The following is a 24,157-nucleotide window of genomic DNA, read 5'->3' as shown; positions in this document are numbered from 1 at the left end:
TTTCCAGAAGAGGTTACGAAAATGATAATTAAAAAACCTTCTGTTTTTATTTACACACATGATGCCAGTCCTCAGGTGCTTCGTAATGTATGCGCTGGAATCGAGGAAGAAGGCGTATTCTATGAGATAACAGAATTTCCTGATGCATGTATGGAAAAACTCGCCTATAAAGCGGCAAGAGATTCTATGCTCGGATCGGGAATCGGCATCTTCGGCACTGCCGTATGTTTCAAAATGCAGGGGCTTGAAAAAGGAAAAAACATAGAGAGCCATCTTCATCCAACAGCAGAAGAAGCTCGGAAAACAGGCTCTAACAGTGCACGTGCAGTCAAAAAGCTGCCGTTTCGTTAAAATTCATAAAAATTCCGAAGCAAATTAGGATATGTATACTGTCCATTGATAGGAAGGAGAAATTTGTAGATGAAGATATATACAAAACAGGGTGACAGCGGAAAAACCTCTCTGATGAACGGAACCACCGTTTCCAAGTCTGACGATCGCATAGAGCTGCTCGGCACGATTGATGAACTGAACAGCCACTTAGGACTCGCGAAGGTGCTCTGTGATGAACCTCTGCACAGCCAGATTTCACAAATTCAAAAAACCTTGATGCAGATTATGGCAAAAATCGCCGAGCCACGTAATCTGAACTACAATTTAAACGCACAGGAAACGTCTGACCTGGAAGCAGAGATAGACCGTATGGATGCTTCTTTCCCGCGTGCGAAAGAATTCGTCCTGTACGGAGGCTGTGAACAGTCTGCCCGCCTGGATGTAGCGCGCGCTGTCGCTCGTAGAGCAGAAAGACGCTTTCGTAAGGTAGAACAAAACTATGGCTGCGATCCAAAAGCAATGCAGTATATAAACCGCCTATCTGATTTCCTGTACATTGCGGCACGCTTCATAGACTATCAGGCGTCACATACAAAGGAAGAAGCAATCCGTCAGAATATCGCACAGAATATTTTAAAAAGCAACTAGTAGTCTGCGCTTTCTGAATAATTTTTTTTGGGGGGAGAAATCCATACTCTCCTGTAATCTAATTGCACTTTTGAGTGTGAATGTCATTAAGGCTGGTGTTTCTCAACGATACATTATATCGAAAATCGCATGATTTTAGATGACAAGCAGACAAAAGTCTGTGCACTAAAAATTAAAGAAATCCGCGAACGGATTTCCTCTACATCTTTACTTTATATTATATGTTTTTGTAATTACAGGTCAATTACATAAAGACAAATATCTTCATATTCCCCATTTTTCCTGCGAAATCCCCCTCGTATTGTACCAAGCTGCCGGAATCCTATTCTCTCATATAAATGTCTGGCAGAAACATTCGATACCACCACCGCATTAAACTGAAGAATACGAAACCCATATTCTTTCCCTTTTTTCAAAGAGTCTCTAACTAATTTCTCTCCGATATGAAGCCCCCTGTATTTCTTGGAAATGGCATAGCTTGCATTGCATATATGTCCGCACCTTCCTGTGTTATTAGGGTGTAGTATATATAATCCTAAAATTTGTTTTTCTTCCCTATCCTGCGCAACACCGCAATATGTCTGGCTTCCAAAAAAGCTTTTTCCTGTCTCCGTATCCAGACATTCTTCCTGCGGAAACGCGTTTCCTTCTTTTACAACCTCATTCCATATTGCTAACATCTGTTCCATATCTTCTATTCTGTAATTTCTAATGAAAATCTCTCTGTTCATTCACTGCTTCTTCCTTCTGTCATTTTCCTTCTTTCATCTTACAGGCTAATTAACAATTTTCAAGATAATAAAAATCCATGTTTTACCGGATCTCTTTCGTCTATCATAAATTGACTGTTCCCCATTATAAACGCTCTTCCTGTAATTTCTGGAATAACTGCTTTAAACTCTCCGATTTTTGTTTCTTCTACTATTCTGCCGGTGAATTTTGTCTGAATCACACTTTCATAGACAAATTTTTCTCCCGCCTTTATTTCATCTGCAGCCCACATTGCCGCTAATTTCGCACAGGTTCCGGTTCCACATGGAGAACGGTCGATCTGATTATCAAAAATAGTGATATTCTGCATATCTGCAGTTTCTGATTTTGCAGCTCCATAGATTTCACATAAATCAATTGTATTAATATGTTCCAATATAGGATGACATACTTTTACTTTTGTATTTACATCATTTAAAATCTGCATTCCTATTTTCATCAGCCTTGTAGCGTTATCCGGACAAATATCAATGCCAAACTGATTTCCATTCGCAATTACGAAAAAACTTCCTCCGAATGCAATATCAACTATAATTTCCCCAAACTCCTCTGACTCTACCAGTAAATTTTTTTCATACAAAAATGCAGGAACATTTTGAAAGGACACCTGTTCAACGTATCCATCCTTTACTTTTGCACGAACCGTTACGAGTCCTGCTGGAGTCTCTATTTTTAAAATAGTCTCCGGTTCCCTTACTTTCACCATTTTATTTTCAATTAGTATCGTACTAACTGCTATCGTGCCGTGTCCGCACATATTATGGTAACCCTTGCCATGCATAAAAATAGCGCCCACGTCTGCCTCCGGCACTGTTGGTTCAGTCAACACAGCGCCGAACATATCTTTATGCCCTCTGGGTTCTAAAATTAACGCTCTTCTCAGATAATCATAATTCTTTTTTAGATATTCCCTTTTTTCCTGTATTGTGTTTCCAAAAAGGTACGGCATCCCTCCTACAATACAACGGAGAGGTTCCCCCATAGTATGTGCCTCAATTGTGTATATACGATGACCTATGCTCAAAATATTCCCCTTTCTCCGGCGCCTTATCGAGGATTGTTTTTCCCTTGCTTATTCAGATATACCCGCCAGTAAATTAATTACATTTGCCAGTGCATGATGATTATTACTTTGTACTATAAAATCTACTTTATCCTTTATTTCTTTCAGCGCATTTTCTACTGTAAAACTAATATCCGCTTTCTGAAGCATTTCAAAATCATTGTTATGATCTCCAATGCAGCATATCGTCTTTCCCTGTAAAGCGAATATGTCCATATATCTCTTTACGGCATTTCCTTTTGAAACACACTGCATGACAATATCTATTGTAAAATTTCCTGTCAGAAGCCATCTGCACCCCTGCGGAATATTCTGCTCTAAATATTGTATAAGTTCTATCTCGTCAACCAAATCGTAAATAAGTTCTATTTTTATCCATTCTTCCGGGATCTCCTCCACTCCCTCTATAATCTGGTAAGTAAGATCTTCTTTCATCATACTCTTTTCATATACAGGGGTAGGATGACAACAATATGAATTTTGCTCTGCCATAAACTGAACACCCAAGCGCGGAAATGCGCTAATTATATCAGATAAAAACCTAATCGTATTTTCTGTATATTTCTCTTTCCATACTGCACAGCGTCTGCCATAGTCATAAATACAGCCCCCATTATATAAAATGACCGGCATATCTATATCCAGTTGATGAATATACTTTTTTACACTTCTTGCAGAACGGCCTGTCGCAATAGTAAACAGGCCGCCCTTCTTTTTAAATTGCTGGATAGCTCTTAGATTTTCCTCCGAAATCTGTTTATTATCATTTAATAGTGTGTCATCCATATCTGAAAACAAAATTATATTCCTGAAATCCATTTCTCCCTCCGGACTATACTGCCAATATACCAAATCTTGCACAGATTATAGAAGCAATAATAATAGCTATTAACAGCCAGGTTGTTTTAATATTTTTGCCTAACAGCCAATATATAAGAAAAGTGGCACACGCAGGCAATAGACATGGCATAATCGTGTCTAAAATTGCTTGTAATTCTGTCACAGCCTCACCGGATCCAAAGGTAATTCCGGTTTTCATTGTTACCATTGTAGCAATCATTGAACCTACCGTCATCAGCCCCAGGATACCTGTCATATCCATGATCTTACTCATCAAACCCAACTTCTGTACTTTTTCAATCAAGCCTGTACCCAACTCATATCCTTTCATCATTCCAAAATACCTAAGAATTAATGCAGGAATATTATAAAGTATAAGAAATATAACAGCTCCCAGTGGACTTCCATTCATAGCCAGAGAAATACCTATTCCCGCTGTAATAATCCTCCACGTATTTAAAAACAGAGAGTCTCCTATTCCCGATAACGGTCCCATAAGACTGGCCTTCACATTATTGATGGATGCTACATCAAATTCTGGATCTTCGGCATTCTTTTCTTCCATAGCTGTTACAATTCCCAAAACCAGGGTAGCAAAATACGGCGTAATATTAAAAAATTCCATATGACGTTTCAGAGCTTCTGCACGCTCCTCTTTCGTTTTATATAATTTTTCTATAATCGGTCCTAATGCATATGCAACTCCAGAGTGCATCTGTCTTACATAATTCCATGAAATTTCAAATGGTATAGATCTCCAAAATACTTTCATCAAATCCTTTTTTGTAATCTTTTGATTTTCCATAACCTGCTCTTTAGAAGTCCTCATCTTCCTCTACCTCCATTTTTCCTTCTCCTGTATCCATTAATGGACGCTTTTCTTCTCCAAATGCCATTAAAAGAAGGATGCCTACTGCAAGAATTGCTACACCAAGTACTGGCATACCTAGATATGCTGTCAGTACAAAACCAATAATTAAAAATGCAATAATCCTTTTATTTACAATCATACGAAGCAGAATTGCAAATCCTAACGCCGGAAGAATACCTGCCGCAATTGTAAGCCCATCTTGTACGAACTGTGGAATTGCATTGAGAATACTTTCCATTACATTACTACCAAAATAAAATGCTACTGCAACCAACACTGCCAACGGCAGATACATTCCAAAAGTTCCTCCAAACCAGTGCATCCGTGCGACACCTTTTATATCCCCCTGTTCCGCGTATTTATCAGCTCTGTTCATAAATAACGGAACAACCAATATAAACAATACATTTCTAAGCAACATTACCAACATAGCAATTGGAAGTCCCAACGCCACTGCCATTCCAGCATCCTGGTTTCCAATAATAGCAAATGCTGTTCCCAAGATTCCGCCGGATACAACTTCCGGTGGCAGCGCAGCCCCGATTCCTACTGCTCCCATCATCGCCAATTCTACCGTTGCGCCTATTACACACCCTGCCTCTAAATCTCCTAAAACAAGTCCTACCAGAGGACCTGTAACAAGCGGTCTTGTCAGTAAGGATTTGCCTGTAAAATAATCACTATATCCGACACATGCTATAAGAAAAATCAAAAATACTTTCAACATATCTTTTGCTCCCGTTCTACTTTTATAATACTGCAGTTACATTTATTTTCTTGTCATTCGGCGCCTGACGAATTTCTACTTCTATCCCTGCCTCTATCATCTTTCTTATTAATTCTTCCTCTTCCGGAAGGACATTAACTGATTTGCAAATATTTCGTGTCCCCTCTTTCGCCCGTACCAAACCCAAATTTACTTTATCCACTGCTGACACTTCACTGGAGATTCGTTCCGCGTCTGCAATAGATTCTACTATAATAAATAACTTATATTTATCTGTTACTCCACTATTTAAAGCTTGTATAGAATCTTCTATACTTTTCATAACCAGCTTCGTACCGGAGGGCTTCGCCAATTTCATTGCTGTTTTTTTCAGGTTGTCTTGTACTACACTGTCATTTGCTATCAGAATACAGTCTGCTCCTATCGCCGGTATCCACGAAGCGGCTGTCTGCCCATGCAACAGGCGCTCGTCTACTCTTGTTATTAGTACCATATCCAATCCTCCTTAAAAATCTTCATCTTCTGTTTCTTCGCACATTCTGGCATTACAGAAACATATTGATTCCTTTGCTTCTTCTATACATTCCTGAATCATTTTTTCTGTAGGGCATTCTTCATCCTTTCTGCATATCAGATTCATCACAAGAGACAATGTCAGTCCGGAAATCAGAAATATATTTTTTCTTCCTGCAATGTTCTCAACAAATTCATTATTTACACTTCCCCCTAACACGTCAGTTATTATAATCAATTCCGCCTCTTCTGAAAGATTATCCATATATTTTTTAATTTCCTGTTTAATATCATAATCTTCCTGAAGATACGCGCACATTACCTCAACAGACTCTTGTTCTCCCATGATTAATTCCAACGCGCTTTTTACTCCTTCGGCCAGATATGCATGTGATGCAAATAAAAATTTTCTCATAACCGTTCCTTTCATCTGAGTTTTTACTCTTTACTCCCACACTGTTCCCGCACCGTTTTCTATCGCTTTCTCATATATATGTTTTGCGGTAATTAGATCCTGTGCAGCGAGACCGACCGTCTCAAACACAATTATCTCATCATCATTCTGTCTTCCCGGTAATTCCCCTAATATTACCTCTCCTAAATTTCCTGTGAAATCTTGTTCTGAAATTAATTTTTGTTTAAGAGGAATAAGAATATCCCCTGATTCCTGCAAAACCGCATCCATAGAATCGAAATAAATTTTTGAAGCTCTCTGTAAAATGACGGGATCCATTTCCTGCATATGCGGCTGATATGCACCTACACAGCTAACTGTCGCTCCTTTTTTAATTTTCTTTCCATCAAATACAGGTTTATGTGAAGAAGTAACTGTAACTAAAAGATCCGCATTTTCAACTACCTCATCGGAAGAAACAACCGCGCGGATTTCTGTACCATACGCCACTGCTTCTTTCTTTATCTGCGCAACAAACTGTTCTGTACGCTTTTGATTTACGTCATATACTTTTACTATTTCCAATTTTCGTACTGACAGCATTGCTTCCAACTGTGAAGCCGCCTGCCCGCCTGTTCCTATCAAAGCGCCAATTTTACATTCCCTTCTGGCAAGCATATCAAATGCCAGTCCTGTAGCGGCTCCCGTTCTCATTCGAGTCACATGTGTCCCGTCCAATACAGACGTAACGATTCCCGTCTTACCATCTATCAACAGAAGCGTTCCAACAGAAGTCGGAAGATTATTTTCGACATTACGGGGAAAAATATTTACAACTTTTAATGCTGCCGTTTCTTCTTTTTTTGCATATGCAGGCATAAATAAAAAACAGCCTTCTTCTGCCGCCTGTATATTTGTCCTAAGAGGAAGTTCGCATTCTTCCAGCGCTATAACCTTAAATGCCTGACGGGCCGCTTCTATTGCATCCTGCATTGTAAATATACTTTTAATATCCTGTTTAGATAAAAGTAGCATACATTCACCTCTTTTCTTTTTAGTTTAAATCCCACGGCTGCATAGCGCCGCCTTCTTCCGCCGGGCGGCACATCTGCGCATAAATATTTAAGCAACCCTTCTTCTCTTTTAATGGCAGCACTTTCCATTCAGCTCTTCTTCTGCTTAATTCTTCTTCCGATACTAAAAGTGAAATTCTTCCTCCTGGAATATCAATTTCTATCTCGTCGTCCTCTTCTACTAAGGCAATATTCCCACCTTCATATGCTTCCGGTGAAACATGTCCGATAATAGCTCCATAGTTAAATCCTGAAAATCTTGCATCTGTAATCAAGCCTACGCTTTTATGAAGCCCCAGTCCTATCAGCGCATCTATACTTAGCATCAACTCTTTCATACCCGGAGCCCCTTTACATCCTTCATATCGTATTACTAATATGTCTCCGGGTTTTATATCGCCTTTCCATATCGCATCAAAAGCCGCGCGATCCCCATCGAATACTTTTGCTTTACCTTTCATATATTTCACTTCTTCATATACAGCTGTTGGTCTGACAATTGCTCCCTTATCCGCCAGATTTCCTTTTAAAATTTTAAGCCCCGGCTCTTTAAATACCGGTCTTTCTAAAGAATGAATCACTTCATTTTCATTTGCCGTTACATTTACCAAAATTTCTTTCCAAGTAGTTCCAAAGATACAGGGAACCTCCTGATAAATCTGATTTTCCAGCATTTTCATTACATTTAATACTCCGCCGGCATAATGAAAGTCCACAACTGTAAATGTTCCATTTGGAATCACTGCATTAATGCATGGAATTTTTTCTGCATATTTCTCAAAATCTTCTAACGTAAGTGTAATTCCCAACTCATATGCATATGCCAAAAGATGAAGTACTGCATTTGTAGATCCTGCCACTGCCATATCAAACATAACAGCATTCAACAGCACCTCTTTTGTAATAAGTGTAGAAGGTTTTCGCTTTTCTTTCGCCAGTTTAACTGCATATCTTCCTGCTTCTCTGGCTTTTCTGAGTTTTAGATTATCTGATGCCGGAATTGTGGATGTCCCCGGAATTACTAAATTAAGCACTTCCCCAAGCATCTGCATTGTATTGGCCGTTCCCATAGAAGGACATGCCCCAAAAGAAGGACACACACTATCTTCCATCTCCTTTAATTCCATATTAGATATTCCGGAAAATCGTGCAGAATCCAAATCTGCCTCTACAATTACTTTGCCGCAATACTGTCCCGGCTGCATTGAGCCCCCAGTTATAATCAAAGATGGAATATCCAGTCTCATAGCGGCCAGATAACAGCCCGCTATAATATTATCGCAAGTTGCCGTCATAGCTAAACCATCAAAATTGTGTACTCTGCTTACAAATTCTATCGCCATCGCCACAATATCTCTGCCAACCTGCTCATACTTCAACTCTTCAGCGCCATTCGCAATATTTCCGCACGTAGCGGGAATACCAAATTCTACCGGCACTCCCCCCGCTTCCCAAATCCCCTCTTTTACTGCTTCTGTAAGCTGCCGCAAATGTGCCGAACCCGGAGAACCAGACATATAAGAATTAGGAACGCCTATATGCGGTTTATTACGAATATCATCATCTGAATACCCTGCCGCCTTCATCATTACTCTTCTGTGCGCCGCCTGCGCCCCATTCCAAAATTCGTTTTTCATATGCTCCCTCCTCTCCGCTACCTTCCATTCTGAATTAATATTCTACCTTCCACATATAACGTCTCGTCATATAGTCTACTCCTGTCGCTTTCGACAGTGTTTTCATATATACATTATTTAAAACAGGAGCAAACAACATATGATTAAAATACTCACTTACGGAATCTTTAAACCTGTTAATGCCTAATTCCTTCGCATCCAGAATATATACGTTTTCTCCGCCATATTCTTTTAAAAATTTAACTGCTCTTTCATCTGCCTTTCGTGTTCTTCCCTCTGCCACCAGCAAAAAGATAGATTCATTTTTATCTACTACTTCAAACGGCCCATGGAAAAATTCGCAGCAGTTCACCGTTGGGGACTGAATTTGCAGCATTTCCATAAGATTACAGATAGAAAATGTATATCCTGCCGCATATGCAGGGCCGCTTGCCATTACAGAAATAAGTTTTTTATCTCTATTTTTATTTGCCCATTGTTCGGCCAGTGGAGCACAGTAAATTTTTGCTTCATTATATATATCATCTAAAATTTCAAATGCCTTCATTGCATCTTGATAGTTTTCATATCCTTCTACAATATCTACTATATTCATTGCAATTTTTAATCCGAACGCCGAATTGGTTTTGCTCTGATCTGATTCATCAAACATAATACTGTCATAACGGATATTATAATGACATGTCTCTGTCAGCAAAGATTCCTCTACATAGAGTCCGATTGTAACTGCTCCCAATTCTTTCGCCACCTGTGCCGCAACACATGTTTCCGGTGTTCCCCTCATAGATGTAATAATTGCTATTGTGTTTTCTCCTATAAATTTAGGAGGAGCGTAAACAAATTCATTACTTGTAAACATCTGGGAACGTATTGTTTTTGCTTCTCGATCCATAAAATATTGCGCCGGGTAGTTTCCACCATTTGAACCACCCGCAGCTAACCACACTACGTTTTTAACCCCGCCAACTTCTTCTTTTTCCTTTACGATTCTTTCAATAATTTCTCTGATTTCCATAATAGTTTCTCCTAATTTCTCCTTAATTTTTTAATATTCATCTAATAGATATAAATCTTATTTTAATTATTACTCATGCGCTAATACCTATTTTATCGGGCCCTTTTAACTTGTATTAATACGTCTTAATCTAAGTATATGTTATAAAACACTTTATGTCAATATCTTTTCATAAACATTCCCTCTCTTTTTCAGTCGCCCCCACCCGTAAAACGGGCAATGTCGTCAACTTAAGAGTATTTGCTTCAAAAAAACAGCATGATACCAAGCAATTAAGTTTATTGTTGCAAATAATCGCACCACAAATAGGACTGTTGATTTTTAAACAGTCCCATATCCTTCTGGTCGTGGTCTTATTTAAATGCAGCTTTTCATATGGCTGTAATATCTCCGGCGTGTATGTTTTCGGTATCTGCCGAACTTTCTGTCAGGGCGGATAATCGAACGTATTTTGGAAGATTCTTCCACTATCCGGCATATCATCTCATTGCATAGGGGCAGGGACGACCGCAAAAGACGTATGATACAGCCTTTTATCCGGTTTAATATATAACTGCGGTTAGACTGGTAATCACGCCTGTTGCCAGCAGACATAATGAGCTTTGAATCCGCCTCCAATTTTATGACTGCAGCCAGATTAGATAAATACATCGCTGCAAAGAACTCCTGCCGGATACTGACAGGTTTAACGCTGTTAAAGGCTTCTACTTCAAGCCGGTTCTTAAGCTCCCTGTATTTACTTTCAACTCCCCAGCGCAGCCGGTATAAACCCGGAAAATTCTCCACAGCCATCTGTTCAGGCATCAGATTTGTTACCAGATATTCGGCACTGCCGTCTTCCAGTAAAAAGTGAATGCTCCTTAAAGTAAGGGATTCTTTATTACGGGAAACAGGATATGTAAACAAAGCGTCTTTCTGTTCTGCTATGGCTTTCTTAAATGTTTTTGGCACACGCATGACAAACAGGATTCCTTTGGAGTTTAGATAGCGGAACATATCCTCGGAAGGGTAGCCCCTGTCAAAAAGTATGACGCTGTTTGGAAAACCGGGCAGAAAATCCATGTGGGATTTGGCCGATTCCCGTTCGTTGTAACGATAAGGATGAAGAGAAACGTCAACCAGAATATCATTCAACACATCATAAAGAACAGATGCGGAAGCAAGGGGTGACACTATTCCTGTCTTGTTCGGGTTGCCTCCAAACACCTCATAATTCTCTTTTGATTCTGGAATCTGTATCGTGCTTCCGTCAACAGCGTAAATATGGAAGTTATTCCATGTACATAAATCTACTGTCCGTAAATAGAACTGCTGCACAGAAAGACGGAATAATTCAAGGAATGCTTTATGAGAAATGCCCTGTCTTGCCTTTGAAACCGCCTGTTTTGATACAAATGGAGGAACCTCAGATGGGAACATATCTAAAAATCGGGAATAGTTTATCTGAATGGATTTATGTACCGACTGGAGCACAAAGTAAATCAGGTTGGAGAAAGGAAGTTTTCCTGAACGTGTAAAAGCATTACCGATACGATGCCTTGCCAGAAAATCTACTGATGTGATAAGCTCATTAGAAGATTGTAAGATGGACGTTAAAAGTTTTGTATTCATAAAAACACCTCGCATTGAAAATGTAATCAATGCGAGGCAACATTTTTTGAACGTTTTGTCAAGTGTTTTTACGCATTTTTTCGATATCTCTTAAGTTGACGACATTGCCCGCATAGCGGGTGGATTATATTTCGCACGTTTCCGTTTCTCTGTTGAGAAACTCCAACGTACTCAACTGGGTCTATCCGACCCCTATAAAAAAGGATGCTAATAATAGCATCCCTTCACACATATACATTCTAAAACTTTCTTTTACACATACCATTTAAAAAAACGGTCATTATCTCCTCGTACAATTTCTTTTACCGTGTGTACAGGTTCCCCACTCATATCAAACACACACATCTCACTCTCTATGACCGGCATACCTGTTGGCACATCCAAATATTCTGCTATATGCTCTGAAGCAAAAGTTATTTTTATACTTCTTCGCCCTTTATTTGTCGGAAATACTTTATATTTGTTCTGTATGATCTCATATAAAGACTGACTTAAATCTTCCGACTGTAATTCTGAAAATTCAGAAGAAAAATGACACTCTTCTAAAATGAGTGGAATTCCATTAATAATTCTCACTCTTTTTATCGCCATAATTTCGCCATTTTCATCCAATCCAAAAAACTCTTTATCAAGATTACTTTTAACCTTCTCAATCCCTGCCTTTATCACAAAAGAACTTATACTGGCTCCCTGCATAATTACATCTTCACTCAGACTTGTTACTCCTACAGGTAGCCTTAGCATATCCGAATGTGCCACAAAACTTCCTTTTCCTTGCACCTTAATAATATAACCTTCTGATTCAAGCTCTGCCATTGCATTACGTATTGTAACCCGGCTTATATTATACTTCTTCTGCATTTCAGATTCAGACGGCAGTTTATCTCCAGGTTTTAATATTCCTGTTCGGATTTCTTTCTTTATTTTACTTTTAATTTGTAAATATAGTGGAGTAGCTTCATTTTTTAAAATTATATTCATTCTATATTCCTTATAACATATTTATAAAAGACGTGTTAATACATCTTCTATATAATATATTATTTTATATCAAAATTCAAGCTTTTCATTCCAAATAGAGCTTTTATTTATTTCCCCATCCAAAACCGAAAAAGCCCATCCCCTTCCTGTTGCCAGTTATAGGGACAGTAACGGTACAAGTATAACAAAATATAAGTACCTTGTCATTCAAATTTACCATATGGATTTCTATTATTTAAGGAAAATCATACCAGTGTTCCACTGTTTACAACAGGCTGTGCGTCTTTATTCCCACACAGCACTACCAAAAGGTTGCTTACCATCGCTGCCTTTCTTTCTTCATCCAGATTGACAATCTCCTGCTCATTTAATTTTGCAAGCGCCATCTCCACCATTCCTACGGCGCCTTCTACAATTTTCTGCCGCGCGTCAATAATCGCTGCCGCCTGCTGCCTCTGTAACATTGCAGATGCAATTTCCGGCGCGTAAGCAAGATGTGTAATCCTTACCTCGATAATCCGGATTCCGGCATTTTCTACTTTTTCCTGCAATTCCTGACTCATAATTGCCGCAATCTCCTGGCTGCTTCCCCGCAGAGATTTCTCGTCTCCACCCTCGCTCGTATCATAAGGATACTTCCGCGCTGTGTTCCTTATAATCGCATCACACTGTATAGAAAGATAATTTTTATAATTCTCTACATTGACTACCGCCTTTGTAGGATTCGTTACCTTCCAGATAACTACCGCACCGATTTCCACCGGATTCCCCAGTTCATCATTTACCTTTTGTTTCTCATTATTCAGCGTCATTGTACGCAATGATACTTTTTTATTTGCCATGCTCACAGAGACAGAGCGTGATACTCCGTTTGCTGATACAACAGGAGCCGCCGGACGCACAGTAGGATTCAGCGCAGTACAAAATGGATTCACCCAGAAAAACCCCGCTTCTTTCAGCGTTCCATAATATTTTCCAAACAAAGCAAGCACATATGCCTCATTTGGATTTAATACCTTTAGGCCGCATAACCCGATAATAGAAACCAACATCAGTACGATTCCCAGCACAATCGCTGTTCCCAGTACTCCTCCATTCACTTTTTCATAGGAATAAAGAACAGGGCCTGCTACCATCAGGGCAATTCCTGCTAATATTCCCAAAATCCATAGAAACAACATTCCATATCCATTCTTCGCCTTCAACACCTTTTCATTTTCTATTTGATTTTTTTCTGTATTCATCCTATATTCTCCTTCGCTTTCTCAATAATCTCTTTTGGAAAATCTGCAAACTCCAGTAATTTAATTGCATTTTGGGAAGTGGACGGCCCTTCTTTTATCTTGTAGCTGAAATAAATATCCTCTTCTCCGATTTCTTCGCTGAAATGATAATTCTCATATTTTCCGGCAAGCAGCTCTGTCAGTTCTTTATCATGTGTTGCCACAAACGCGATACACTTTTTATCTGACAGATACTTTAAAATGGCGGTCGATGCCCGAATCCTTTCTCCTGTATTCGTTCCACGCAGTATCTCATCCACTACGCAGAGCGTTGTTCTCTCCTCTGACAAACTGTCCAGTATCCTCTTTAAATATTTTATCTCTCTGATAAAATAGCTCTCTCCGGCAGACAAGTCATCCTTGACCGACATGGAGGTAATCACCTGACACTTCGGTAGCTTCATGCTCCGCGCCGTACAGGTATGTATTGTCTGCGCCAAAATTGCAGATACTGCTACCGCTTTGATGAAGGTCGATTTTCCAGACGCATTAGAACCGGTTATGATACAATTCTTTTCCAGCTTCAATGAGTTTTCTACCGGATGTTCCAAAAGGGGATGATAAATCTCCTCCATCTCGATGGATTGTTTCTCCTGAAATTCCGGCTGGCAGTACCAGGGAATGCTTTGTCGGAAGGAAGCAATACTGATTGTCATATCCATCTCTCCAATCGAGCGATAGACCATCATGTAGTCTGCTGCATTTCTTTCCAGTCTTTTTATTACTTTATTGTAAGTAACAATCTGCCACATTGTCACACCCAGTATATAATCTAATACAATTCCAAAGATGTCTCCTGAAAAAGCGCTGTATTTCTGTGTCTGGAGCAAAGTAACACTGCGCGTCACTTTTTGTAAATTCTCAAGTCCCTCCTTTAACTCTGGATATAAGCAAGCTACTTCTTTTTTTCTGACAAGCTGATTTCCACATCTTAATATCCCTACTGCAGTTCCTATCATCTGAATCTCAATTTCATAACGCATCTTTAAAACTGCATACAATACCAGATTTATTCCGATTACGGTACACAATATAATTCCTGTCACTGTAACTGGAAATAATAAAAAAGCAGCCAGCACTGCGAAAAACAAAATTTGAAGTACTTGATAAATCCAGGCATTTTTCATCTGATATTCTTCCAGCGCATCCATGTAGGACGGTATAAAATAAGCGCCTTTACTTTTTCCAATCTTCATCAGCTCCTTCTCAATATCCCGACGGTTTTCTTCCTTTCTGGCCGCTTTAATCTTACGTTCGATCTGTTCGTATTCTTCCTCTGAAAGCGCGTCTCTGTGAAGCTGGTAATATAAAATTTCTTCCCCTGCGGACGTATCACACTGATTGAGCCGGCAGAAAACAGCATCCATAGACAAATCATTCCATGTAATCTCGTCCACTCCGGAGGCATCCGAAAATGTATCATAATAGTTTCTTATATTCTCGTCAAACTCTGTCTTAGAGGGAACAGTGCCAAATTTTTTCTCCATATAAGCCTTTTGTTTTTTCCGTATTTCTCTCTTTCCTGACAAAGAAACTGCCAAAGCAAATAACACGATTCCTGCCATGGTCAATATAGCGGCGGTCATTTCACTGCCTCCTTTTGTATTATCTTATTAATACAATAGTACGAAAGTCCAAAATTGTCAATATCCAAATTCTGTTCTCTAAATTTGTGTGTAACAATTCAACCATACAATGTGCGGGAGGCATAAAACATGCTTGCATGTTTTTGCGAACGTACATCTGTATGAGCTTAAGCGCCCAGCAACTAAAAAACAGAAGATTCTAAAAATCTCCTGTTCGTTTCTACATACATATAACTATAAATTTTCTTCAAAAAACTTTTTTAATTCTGCCAGTGTTTTATCGTTTTCGGCTGCCACACTGACAGTCTCCCCACACTTTATACCCAGCCCCATTATCGCAAACAGTTTTGAGGCATCTACTGTTTTTTCACCTTTTGTAAGTGTTACTCCCTCCCCGAGTTCTCTCACCTTTTTTACAAGAATTCCTGCCGGTCTTGCATGTAGTCCTAATTCATCTGTAATTGTATATAAAAATTCTGCCATTGTTTTCTCCTTTTTATTGATTATCTGTTATTCATTTTTCTTCCTCTGTTCGTGAATATTTTTTTCCATATAAGATAATCTATGTTTTATTCTTCCTGCCTGCAGTTTTCCAAAGATCCGTCTGCCAAGAGACGTGTTAGGATTTCCATTTTCATCTACTGTATTTTCCTGATAAACTACTTCAATCACATTGTCTTCCTTTTGTGAAATATCGTAGGAGATCACAAAATTCCCCATCTCATTTTTTATCAATACCTGGTAAGCCCACGGCGCTTGGAAATTCTTTACTTCGGTACGCGTCCGGTACTCCTTCTTCTTATACTTTATCTTTTTATAATAGACCAAACCTTCCTCCAGCACATATTCTCCTGCTGCTTTTCTTCCGTACTGTTCAATATCATATCTCAATGAATTTTCAATCAATGTAAAAAATTCCTCCGGGCTTACTTTCAATGTTTTAACAACTTTCATTTTATTCACCTCTCCTCTTACGCAGATATCCGGATATGCTTAAACTTTGTTAGAAACAACAGGACTGGAATATATGTTCTTTATAAATTCTACATGTTTTATTTTCCAATTTTTATCCACCCTGATTAATTCCACATTGCAGTCCATTGTAAACCAATCCATAAAATAATTATGTTCACCGATTACTTTTGTTCCAATTCGGTTTGGTTCTACTCTGGACATCCGCGCCTCTGCCTTATCTTTATCTATCAGTATTTCTCTGATACGGTAGGAATGATGTAGTCTTGGTTCCCTATAATTAATTCCCTTTAAAAATTCTTTCCATTCATCCGTCGATGTAATCCGCTGATTATGGTATCCATCCACAATCACAACATTTCGTAAGGCAATTATTTCCAATAGTTCATAATCTTCTGTGTCTGTAACCCAACCAAAATGATACAGTGTCTCGCGTATCTTTTCTTCGTCTGTTCTTGCATATTCACATACAGAAACCGTTCTCCATACACTGTCCTCCTTTCTTATTACTGGCTCGTGATTCCATGGTTCATGGAAATTTAGCATTTTCCAGGAATTCACCCAATAGCTGTTCTGGTCCAGCCAACATAAATCAAACAGAATTTTACAGATTTTCCACTTTTCCTCCTGTTTTTTATAGGATAAGACCATTGTCCCACCATACTGCATAAAATGAAACTGCTTATTCTCCCCACAGACTGTATATAACATCAGAAGATGAAAGCTATGCTGTGCATACTCCTTATCACGCCTTAGAATCTCATTTTCTATATTCATTTTCACATCGGACGGAGCAGGCCCAGGATACCGCAGCAGTTCTTCTACTGCCCCAATCCCTTTTCCCCTGCCAGTCATATAGCAGTTTATTTTCACATCATGGCTAAGAACCCTATCCAAATCTACAAAACAGTTCTCCTTCAGCCTTTCTACAAATTCTCTTTGTACTTCTCTAATTTTCTCCAATTCCAAATCCATTCCTTTTTCCACCTCCTCAAACTTTACCAGCGCTGTTTTACCCACTCATCTGTATGCCCTTCCCGTTGCTATACGGAGCCGGTATCCTATTTTTTGCGCTTCTTTTAGTATCTTTTCTGCAGATTCTAGTATCTTCTCATTCTTCGGATCTACCAATGTGTCATCAATACATATCAGTTCAGCCCGCGCCATTCGTAAAACCGCACTACGTGCTTATCGTGGCTACCGCCACCGTTTTACAAAATTTCTCCATTGCTTTTTATCACTTTCTGATACCAGTAAAAGGATTTCTTTTTTTCTCTGTGAAGATCTCCTTTTCCCCTGTTGTTTTTGTCTACGTAGATAAAGCCATACCGTTTCTCCATTTCTCCTGTGGAAGCACTCACTAAATCAATACATCCCCACGGTGTATATCCCAGCACCTCTACTCCATCTTCTGTTATCGCCTGTTTCATCGCCTCTATATGCGCTTTCAGATAGGCAATCCTGTCATCATCATGGATGATTCCGTCCTCTGCAAATTTGTCATAAGCTCCGAATCCATTCTCCACAATCATAAGAGGAACGCCGTATCGGTCATACAACCTGTTCAAAGAAATACGCAGCCCTAAGGGATCAATCGCCCATCCCCATTTTGTTGATTTTAAATAGGGATTCTCCATTGTTCTTATAATTCCTCCTGCTGAAACCTTAATATGCTCTATATTATCACTGTACACATTTGACATATAATAGCTAAATCCAATGTAGTCCACTGTTCCTTGTCTTAGTAAACTCCCATCCTCCGGTTCCGTCTGAATTTGAATTCCTTTCTTTTTATATGCCTGTTCTTTGTAGTATGGGTATGTTCCCTTTACCATCACATCTGTAAAGAAGTAATCCTCTTCTTCTCTTTTCATTACTGCCATTACATCACACGGATTACAAGTAGCAGGATAATATGGAATATATCCAACCATACATCCGATTTTAAATTCAGGATTTATCCTTTTACCACAGATAACTGCTTTTGCACTGGCTACAAACATATTGTGTACTGCCTGGGCGCAAATCTGTTCTCTGTCATCTCCTTCTTTTATTTCCAGTGCTCCTGCAAGCCACATTCCAAGTTTAGAATCTGCCTTGCAATGGTTTATTTCATTAAATGTCTGCCAGTATTTCACTTTGTCCTTATATCTATTAAAGACTGCCTCTGCATACCGTTCAAAGAAGGAAATCAGTTTTCTGTTTTTCCAACCGCCGTACTCTTTCACCAGACAATAGGGCGTTTCAAAGTGGGAAAGCGTCACGATCGGTTCTATATTATGTCGTTTTAACTCCGTAAAAACCTGATCATAAAATTTTATCCCCTCTTCATTGGGTTCTCTTTCGTCTCCGCGGGGGAAAATCCGTGTCCATGCAATCGACATACGGAAGCACTTAAATCCCATCTCTGCCAGCAGTCCAATGTCTTCTCGAAACCGGTGATAAAAGTCTATTCCTTCGTGATTCGGATAATATTCTCCTTTTACAATTCCATCTGTAATTCTGCGCGGGCAGTCTTTGCTACCCGCAGTCGTAACATCCGCAATACTTAACCCCTTGCCGCCCGTACAGTAGGCGCCCTCACACTGATGGGCACTTACTGCACCTCCCCATAAAAAATTATCCTGTATTCTGTTCATACACTTATTTGCTCCTTTTATAATGTCAATGCCAGTTTCGCAGCGTTGAAAATCGCATATTTTGCATCCTGTACCTGCATAGCGTCTCCCAGTACATGCACTTCCACTCCCATACTCTCCAAAGGTTCTTTCAGAGAACATTCCGGTTTAGAACCTACTGCTATAACAATTTCATCGTATCCTTTCAGGCAGATTTCTTCACCATTATGTTCTCCTTCGATACCGTCCTTTGTTATCTTAGTAATGTTCGTTTCCGGATACAATACAGAACCGTGTTCCTTTAAAGAAGCAAGCAGGATTGCTTTTGGATATTTGTTAAGTCCGTCCGCAAATGTTAAAATTTTATCTACTATATCGACCACATTGTTATAGAGATTTAAAAATTCTGCACATTCACATCCTACAATCCCGCCGCCGAGCATCAAGACTTTTTTGTCCGTTATCACCTTTTTTCCACTTAGAATCTCATTTGCCTGACTGACATTTCTTGAATCAATCCCTGGTATTTTAGGAAGAATCGGCTTTGCACCCGTAGTAAGTAAAATAGTGTCCACATCTAAATGCTTTAATTTTTCTTCTGTTATTTCCGTATTCAGATAAATTTTCACTCCATATCGCCTGCATAAAGCCTCATATGTATGCACTGTTTTACCCATATCCTGTTTTTTCGGAGTTACACTGGCAACACGGTACTGTCCTCCCAGCATAGCTTCTTTTTCATACACTTGTACTTCATGTCCTCTCCTTGCCAAAATCCACGCCGCTTCCAATCCTGCCACGCCTCCGCCTATTACAGCAACCCGTTTCTTTTTCGTTGCTTCCTCTATCTTCCAGCATCCTTCTTTGCCGGAAAATGGATTGATCATACACGAAATACCTTTATCCTGTTCATCACATCCGGGGGAATAATAGCACCGCTGCATACAACCTGTACAGTGGTAAATCTCTGCCTCACGCCCTTCATAAATCTTATTAGGAAACTCGCTGTCACAGATAGACTGTCTGCCCAAAGAAATCAAATCAGCTTTCCCCGACTCGATAATCTCTTCTGCAAGTGCTGGATCATTGATGCGCCCCACACAAATCACAGGCACATTGACGCTCTCTTTTACCCTCGCTGCATTTTCTACATTAAAGCCTGGATCTGTGTAGTATGTCGTTACGATATTTCCACCTGCTGCAGAGCCTGTTGAAATATGAATTGCATCTGCCCCAGCTTCTTCCGCCAGTTTTGCATAGACAATCGCATCCTCTATTTTATTTCCTCCGTTCATAAATTCCTCTGCACTGATGCGGAATAGGATCGGATAATCATTTCCGCAGCGTACTTTTATTCTCCGTATCACCTCTGTGGCAAATCTAGCCCTATTTTCATAGGAGCCGCCAAATTCATCACAACGTTTATTGGTGGCTTTTGACAAAAACTGTGCAATCATATACCCGTGCGCCCCATGTACTTCTACAAAATCGAATCCAGCCTTTTTTGCCCGTATTCCCGCCTCGGCAAACTTATCAATCAATGCATACACCTCTTTTGTTGTCATTTCATGGACTGGTTCTTTATATTTTGTCGACGGAATCCCTGTAACAGCAAGAGGCTTCCTGCCTATACAATCTGTCTTTGTCTGAATACCCGCATGATGTATCTGCGCGCAGCATTTCCCATTTTTCGCGTGAATCGCTTCTGTCAGTTCCCTTAGATTAGGCAGAAAGGAATCGTCATAAATTCCCACCTGGTTAGGTGTCGCAAATCCTGACGGGTCAACCGCCATAAACTCTGCGATTACCAGACCAAACCCGCCTTCTGCCCGGGCGGAAAGATACTCAATTGACTGCTGAGAAAATTTGTGTTCCGGTGTTGTAGTAGAGCTATCCATAGCCGGCATGACAAACCGGTTTTTCAATGTCACATTTCCTATTTTGACTGGTTCAAATAATTTTCTGTATCTCATCTCTATCTCGCCTCCATACACATGCGAAATACTTTTTCTATCGCCTGTTTGTTATTCATTCTCTGATTACTCACACAACAGCTGTTATTCGCACATTCTTCACTAAATTTCTCTACTTCTTCCATACTGTGGATATAATCTGTCATTTTAGGGAACTGCAGCTTTTTCTGTATTTCTTTTACTTTCTCTGCCGCTGCCTGAGCACCTTCCTCCCATGTCATTCCTGCCGTATCAACGCCCAGTACCTTTGCAATATCAGCAAATCTTTCATATCCATATGACATGTTATATTCCATGCAGTACGGTAGTGGAATTCCTACGGAAATGCCGTGGCATACTCCATAATATTTAGCAAGCATGGAACCAATCGCGTGAGTTTCCCCTGAGCCAATATTCAAAGCAATCCCTGCCAACAAAGCCCCCCACTGCATCCTTTCCCTTGCTTTTATATCCTCTCCGTTTTCATAGGTCCTTACAATATTCCCCCCAATCAGCTGCACTGCTTTTAATGCCGCAGCGTCTACAATATGTATATTTCCTTCCATTGCTGTTTTGAATGTGTATGCTTCAATCGCATGAGCCAATGCATCCATTCCCGTATAAGCTGTCACTTCTTTTGGCATCGTCTTTGCAAACTCTGGTTCTAAAATTGCAACATTGCTTAAAATGAACGGAGATGCAATCGTCGTTTTTCTGTGTGTTACAGCATTGGTAAGCACTGCATATTGACTGACCTCGCTTCCTGTTCCCGATGTAGTAGGAACTGCAATGATCGGACATCCTTTTTTTTCAAAAAGGCGGTGTTCTGGTGTACTTCTTGCATAATCTAATATTTTGCCTGTATGCACTGACATAATAGAAATACATTTTCCCACATCCATTGCACTTCCACCGCCAATACTCATAATTGCGTCGCATCCATTCTCTTTGTATGTATATACACCTTTTTCTACCAATTCGTCAGTAGGGTCTGTAAAGACTTCATCATATATAGCATATGGAATCTGACTGTTTTTCAAATACACTTCTGCCTTCTCTATAATTCCAGCCTCTACAATTCCTTTATCCGTAACAATCAGAGGTTTCATTACATGCATGCGTTTCATCTCTTTTTTTAATTCTTCAAAAGCTCCCTGCCCGGCAATCAATTGAATACCGGTTAAATTATATTTTATGTACTTCATATTCCGTCTCGCTTTCTTTCATTAGATAAATCAGGATGGTCCTTTACAGACCATCCCTCTTTTCGCGTCTAGTTATTCTGTGACTTGATCATCCTGATTGCCTGTTTTAAGATCGCTGCCGCATTCATGCGTCCGAAGCTTGTTGCATCTACACACTCAACCGGTACTCTCCCATTTACTCTTTGTCTGATTTTCTCTTCCAGATAGGCAATCTGCGGACCAATTAAAATGCAGTCTACCTTGTCCAGTTCTGTCTCAATTGCATTTTCACTCTTTGCATATACCATAAGTGGTATATTTTTCTCCTTTGCCAAATCATTCATTTTCTTAGTTATAAAGCTGGTTGACATTCCAAAGCTGCACACTAGTAATACTGTTTTCATATTTCCTTCTACTCCTTTCCCACCGCCAATTCCTTTCTATTAAAAAGATAGATCCTCTTCTGTCAGCTCATCATCCTGTACAGAGGTTATCTGCTGGCGATCCAGTAATTTTACGAACGGCAGATAAGTCAGCACCGCAATTCCCAGACAGATGACCTGGAGGATTACATTTCTGAAATCTCCTCCACTTGCCATATAGCCGGATAGAAAAATAGGGGTAGACCATGTCGTATATACAACCAATCTAGATACCAATCCCAGAGCAGTAGCTACATAGGCAACAATATAGATAATTGTGGTTGTAAAGCAGAATGGTACGAACATAATTGGGTTAAATACAATCGGAAGCCCGAACAGAACCGGTTCATTGATATTGAATACACTGACTGGAAGGCTCAATTTTGCAATACTTCTAACATCTGACCGTTTGCTCACCAAGAAAATCGCTATCAAAAGTCCTAATGTGCAGGCAATTCCTCCAAGTGTACCGTATACATCTCGAAACGGAAGTGTTATGATATGAGGAATTTCTTTTCCTGCCAGCCATGCTTCATTATTTTCATTAATTGCTACCAGAAGTGCTGGCTCTACGATGGGGTTAATAACTCCTGCCGGATGGATACCAAAGAAATAGCATAAGCATTGTCCAAAGCCAAAGTAACACAGGAATGCAGGCAGCGTCGTTGCAACTCCGACAAGCGGTTTTTGAAGTACTGCATTGATCATGTCATGTACCCCCATTCCTGAAATTGCATTGCAGGCAAATGCCAAAACCGCTACAAGAAGCTCTATGATAATAATGACAAACATAGAATTAAAACTTTCTGTAATTGCAGGCGGTACATTTCCGGAAATTTTCAGCTTTAACTTGTCTTGTTTACTTAATGCAAGAAATGCCTCTGTCACAAGTAACGCTGTGATAAGGGATACAAACATTCCATTTGTCCCTATCGGAGTATAAGACAGAGTATCCGGCATCATAATAAACAAGGCACCGAGACTAATCAGAGCCGCCATTAACGGATTATGGTATTTTTTATACTTAGCCAGGTTATAGGATACAAGTAAAACCATTAGAAGCGCTAAAATATTCTGTCCTCCATTGATCGTCTTGCTGCAGATGCTTATAATCGCCGCAGATACATTTCCAGGAATGGCATTATATACTATGCTGTCCTCTGCGAGCAAAACATATGCGATAAATGTCATAAAACCAGATAATACCAAAAAAGGAATTGTCAGAAGAAAGGCGTCTCTAACTGCCCTTAGATGTACTTCTGCACTCAATTTCTCTGTAATACGCATTACTTTTTCTATGATTGGATTTCGTTTTTTCTCATTTTTCATTCGTCTATTCCCCCTTTAAACACTTCAGCTCTCTGTAAACGTCTATCAGTTGTACTGCCATATCTCTCATTATTTCTGTAGACAAAAGTTGGTCCTCCGCATGCAGAAACAAAATAGAGAACGGCAGTTGTTCTCCTTCCGCCTCTTTTTGTATACAGGAAAAATGATGTTCATGTGCTTTTGCAAAAACTGCATTCCCCTGTCCGATTGCTTCTTCCGCCTCATTCATCTTTCCTTCTTTTGCTAGATTGACTGCACGCATATAAAATGTCTTTGCCTCTCCGACGGTTGTAATCATCTCAAAAGCAATCATCTGAAGTTCCTCCATATATTT

The 24,157-nt window shown here is 39.6% G+C and carries 26 protein-coding genes; 2 read left to right on the top strand and 24 right to left on the bottom strand.

The genetic code is table 11. The annotated features are described in order from the left end of the window. Positions 1-21 precede the first annotated feature (21 nt). Together ACZ5C4_RS02900 and ACZ5C4_RS02895 are read left to right on the top strand one after the other, a co-directional pair. The gene (locus ACZ5C4_RS02900) at positions 22-351 is read left to right on the top strand and encodes a glycerol dehydratase reactivase beta/small subunit family protein (RefSeq protein ID WP_464519718.1); all 330 of its coding nucleotides are present in this window, start codon (positions 22-24) and stop codon (positions 349-351) included. 69 nt (positions 352-420) lie between these two features. Beyond that, positions 421-981 (top strand): cob(I)yrinic acid a,c-diamide adenosyltransferase, encoded by a 561-nt coding sequence (locus ACZ5C4_RS02895; RefSeq protein ID WP_464519717.1) that lies wholly within the window; start codon positions 421-423, stop codon positions 979-981. Between the two features lie 233 nt (positions 982-1,214). Here the strand turns inward: ACZ5C4_RS02895 and ACZ5C4_RS02890 are convergent, their stop codons facing one another. The 24 genes from ACZ5C4_RS02890 to ACZ5C4_RS02775 form a co-directional block, all read right to left on the bottom strand. Beyond that, entirely contained in the window at positions 1,215-1,712 is a 498-nt protein-coding gene (locus tag ACZ5C4_RS02890) for an N-acetyltransferase family protein (RefSeq protein ID WP_464519716.1), read from the bottom strand. A gap of 59 nt (positions 1,713-1,771) precedes the next feature. Further along, positions 1,772-2,776 carry a proline racemase family protein gene (locus ACZ5C4_RS02885; RefSeq protein ID WP_464519715.1) on the bottom strand — a complete coding sequence of 335 codons (1,005 nt, stop codon included), beginning with the start codon at positions 2,774-2,776 and terminating at the stop codon, positions 1,772-1,774. A 48-nt stretch (positions 2,777-2,824) separates the two neighbouring features. Then, positions 2,825-3,634, bottom strand: coding sequence for an HAD family hydrolase (locus ACZ5C4_RS02880; RefSeq protein ID WP_464519714.1), 810 nt, complete (start codon positions 3,632-3,634; stop codon positions 2,825-2,827). A 13-nt stretch (positions 3,635-3,647) separates the two neighbouring features. Beyond that, positions 3,648-4,484: a PTS system mannose/fructose/sorbose family transporter subunit IID gene (locus ACZ5C4_RS02875; protein ID WP_464519713.1), complete on the bottom strand. Its 837-nt coding sequence runs from the start codon at positions 4,482-4,484 to the stop codon at positions 3,648-3,650. After that, positions 4,471-5,253 (bottom strand): PTS mannose/fructose/sorbose/N-acetylgalactosamine transporter subunit IIC, encoded by a 783-nt coding sequence (locus ACZ5C4_RS02870; RefSeq protein WP_464519712.1) that lies wholly within the window; start codon positions 5,251-5,253, stop codon positions 4,471-4,473. The genes ACZ5C4_RS02875 and ACZ5C4_RS02870 overlap by 14 nt, the downstream gene beginning before the upstream one ends. Positions 5,254-5,275: 22 nt before the next feature. Then, the gene (locus ACZ5C4_RS02865) at positions 5,276-5,746 is read right to left on the bottom strand and encodes a PTS sugar transporter subunit IIB (protein WP_464519711.1); all 471 of its coding nucleotides are present in this window, start codon (positions 5,744-5,746) and stop codon (positions 5,276-5,278) included. Between the two features lie 12 nt (positions 5,747-5,758). After that, complete coding sequence (locus ACZ5C4_RS02860) at positions 5,759-6,181, bottom strand: PTS sugar transporter subunit IIA (RefSeq protein WP_464519710.1); 423 nt, start codon at positions 6,179-6,181, stop codon at positions 5,759-5,761. Positions 6,182-6,211: 30 nt separating this feature from the next. After that, entirely contained in the window at positions 6,212-7,195 is a 984-nt protein-coding gene (locus tag ACZ5C4_RS02855) for an ornithine cyclodeaminase family protein (RefSeq protein ID WP_464519709.1), read from the bottom strand. A 19-nt stretch (positions 7,196-7,214) separates the two neighbouring features. Then, positions 7,215-8,870: a dihydroxy-acid dehydratase gene (gene ilvD / locus ACZ5C4_RS02850; protein ID WP_464519708.1), complete on the bottom strand. Its 1,656-nt coding sequence runs from the start codon at positions 8,868-8,870 to the stop codon at positions 7,215-7,217. Between the two features lie 34 nt (positions 8,871-8,904). Continuing rightward, positions 8,905-9,885 (bottom strand): sugar isomerase, encoded by a 981-nt coding sequence (locus ACZ5C4_RS02845; RefSeq protein ID WP_464519707.1) that lies wholly within the window; start codon positions 9,883-9,885, stop codon positions 8,905-8,907. A gap of 357 nt (positions 9,886-10,242) precedes the next feature. Next, positions 10,243-11,496 carry an IS4 family transposase gene (locus ACZ5C4_RS02840; protein WP_464519706.1) on the bottom strand — a complete coding sequence of 418 codons (1,254 nt, stop codon included), beginning with the start codon at positions 11,494-11,496 and terminating at the stop codon, positions 10,243-10,245. A gap of 252 nt (positions 11,497-11,748) precedes the next feature. Beyond that, positions 11,749-12,477 carry a GntR family transcriptional regulator gene (locus ACZ5C4_RS02835; RefSeq protein WP_464519705.1) on the bottom strand — a complete coding sequence of 243 codons (729 nt, stop codon included), beginning with the start codon at positions 12,475-12,477 and terminating at the stop codon, positions 11,749-11,751. 245 nt (positions 12,478-12,722) lie between these two features. Continuing rightward, complete coding sequence (locus tag ACZ5C4_RS02830) at positions 12,723-13,721, bottom strand: SPFH domain-containing protein (protein WP_464519704.1); 999 nt, start codon at positions 13,719-13,721, stop codon at positions 12,723-12,725. Next, entirely contained in the window at positions 13,718-15,346 is a 1,629-nt protein-coding gene (locus tag ACZ5C4_RS02825; protein ID WP_464519703.1) for a MutS-related protein, read from the bottom strand. Before ACZ5C4_RS02825 ends, ACZ5C4_RS02830 begins: the two co-directional genes overlap by 4 nt. Before the next feature lie 234 nt (positions 15,347-15,580). Continuing rightward, entirely contained in the window at positions 15,581-15,829 is a 249-nt protein-coding gene (locus ACZ5C4_RS02820) for an HPr family phosphocarrier protein (RefSeq protein WP_186876309.1), read from the bottom strand. Positions 15,830-15,856: 27 nt separating this feature from the next. Next, complete coding sequence (locus ACZ5C4_RS02815; RefSeq protein ID WP_464519702.1) at positions 15,857-16,300, bottom strand: DUF3284 domain-containing protein; 444 nt, start codon at positions 16,298-16,300, stop codon at positions 15,857-15,859. A 39-nt stretch (positions 16,301-16,339) separates the two neighbouring features. After that, positions 16,340-17,293, bottom strand: a complete 954-nt coding sequence (locus ACZ5C4_RS02810; protein WP_464519701.1) for a nuclear transport factor 2 family protein — start codon at positions 17,291-17,293, stop codon at positions 16,340-16,342. A 45-nt stretch (positions 17,294-17,338) separates the two neighbouring features. Continuing rightward, entirely contained in the window at positions 17,339-17,485 is a 147-nt protein-coding gene (locus tag ACZ5C4_RS02805; protein ID WP_464519700.1) for an HAD hydrolase family protein, read from the bottom strand. 44 nt (positions 17,486-17,529) lie between these two features. Beyond that, on the bottom strand, positions 17,530-18,957 hold the full coding sequence (locus ACZ5C4_RS02800; protein WP_464519699.1) for a 6-phospho-beta-glucosidase: 1,428 nt from the start codon (positions 18,955-18,957) through the stop codon (positions 17,530-17,532). 17 nt (positions 18,958-18,974) lie between these two features. Continuing rightward, positions 18,975-20,909, bottom strand: coding sequence for an NAD(P)/FAD-dependent oxidoreductase (locus ACZ5C4_RS02795; protein ID WP_464519698.1), 1,935 nt, complete (start codon positions 20,907-20,909; stop codon positions 18,975-18,977). Between the two features lie 2 nt (positions 20,910-20,911). Further along, a complete protein-coding gene (locus tag ACZ5C4_RS02790) occupies positions 20,912-22,093 on the bottom strand; it encodes an iron-containing alcohol dehydrogenase (protein ID WP_464519697.1) in 1,182 nt (393 codons plus the stop codon). A gap of 68 nt (positions 22,094-22,161) precedes the next feature. After that, on the bottom strand, positions 22,162-22,476 hold the full coding sequence (locus ACZ5C4_RS02785; RefSeq protein ID WP_186876303.1) for a PTS sugar transporter subunit IIB: 315 nt from the start codon (positions 22,474-22,476) through the stop codon (positions 22,162-22,164). Positions 22,477-22,515: 39 nt separating this feature from the next. Next, entirely contained in the window at positions 22,516-23,823 is a 1,308-nt protein-coding gene (locus ACZ5C4_RS02780; protein ID WP_464519696.1) for a PTS sugar transporter subunit IIC, read from the bottom strand. Between the two features lie 4 nt (positions 23,824-23,827). Further along, positions 23,828-24,151: a PTS lactose/cellobiose transporter subunit IIA gene (locus ACZ5C4_RS02775; protein ID WP_464519695.1), complete on the bottom strand. Its 324-nt coding sequence runs from the start codon at positions 24,149-24,151 to the stop codon at positions 23,828-23,830. Positions 24,152-24,157: the final 6 nt, after the last annotated feature.

It is taken from the genome of Mediterraneibacter flintii, assembly GCF_055387595.1.
This window is presented reverse-complemented; position numbering and strand designations above follow the sequence as displayed.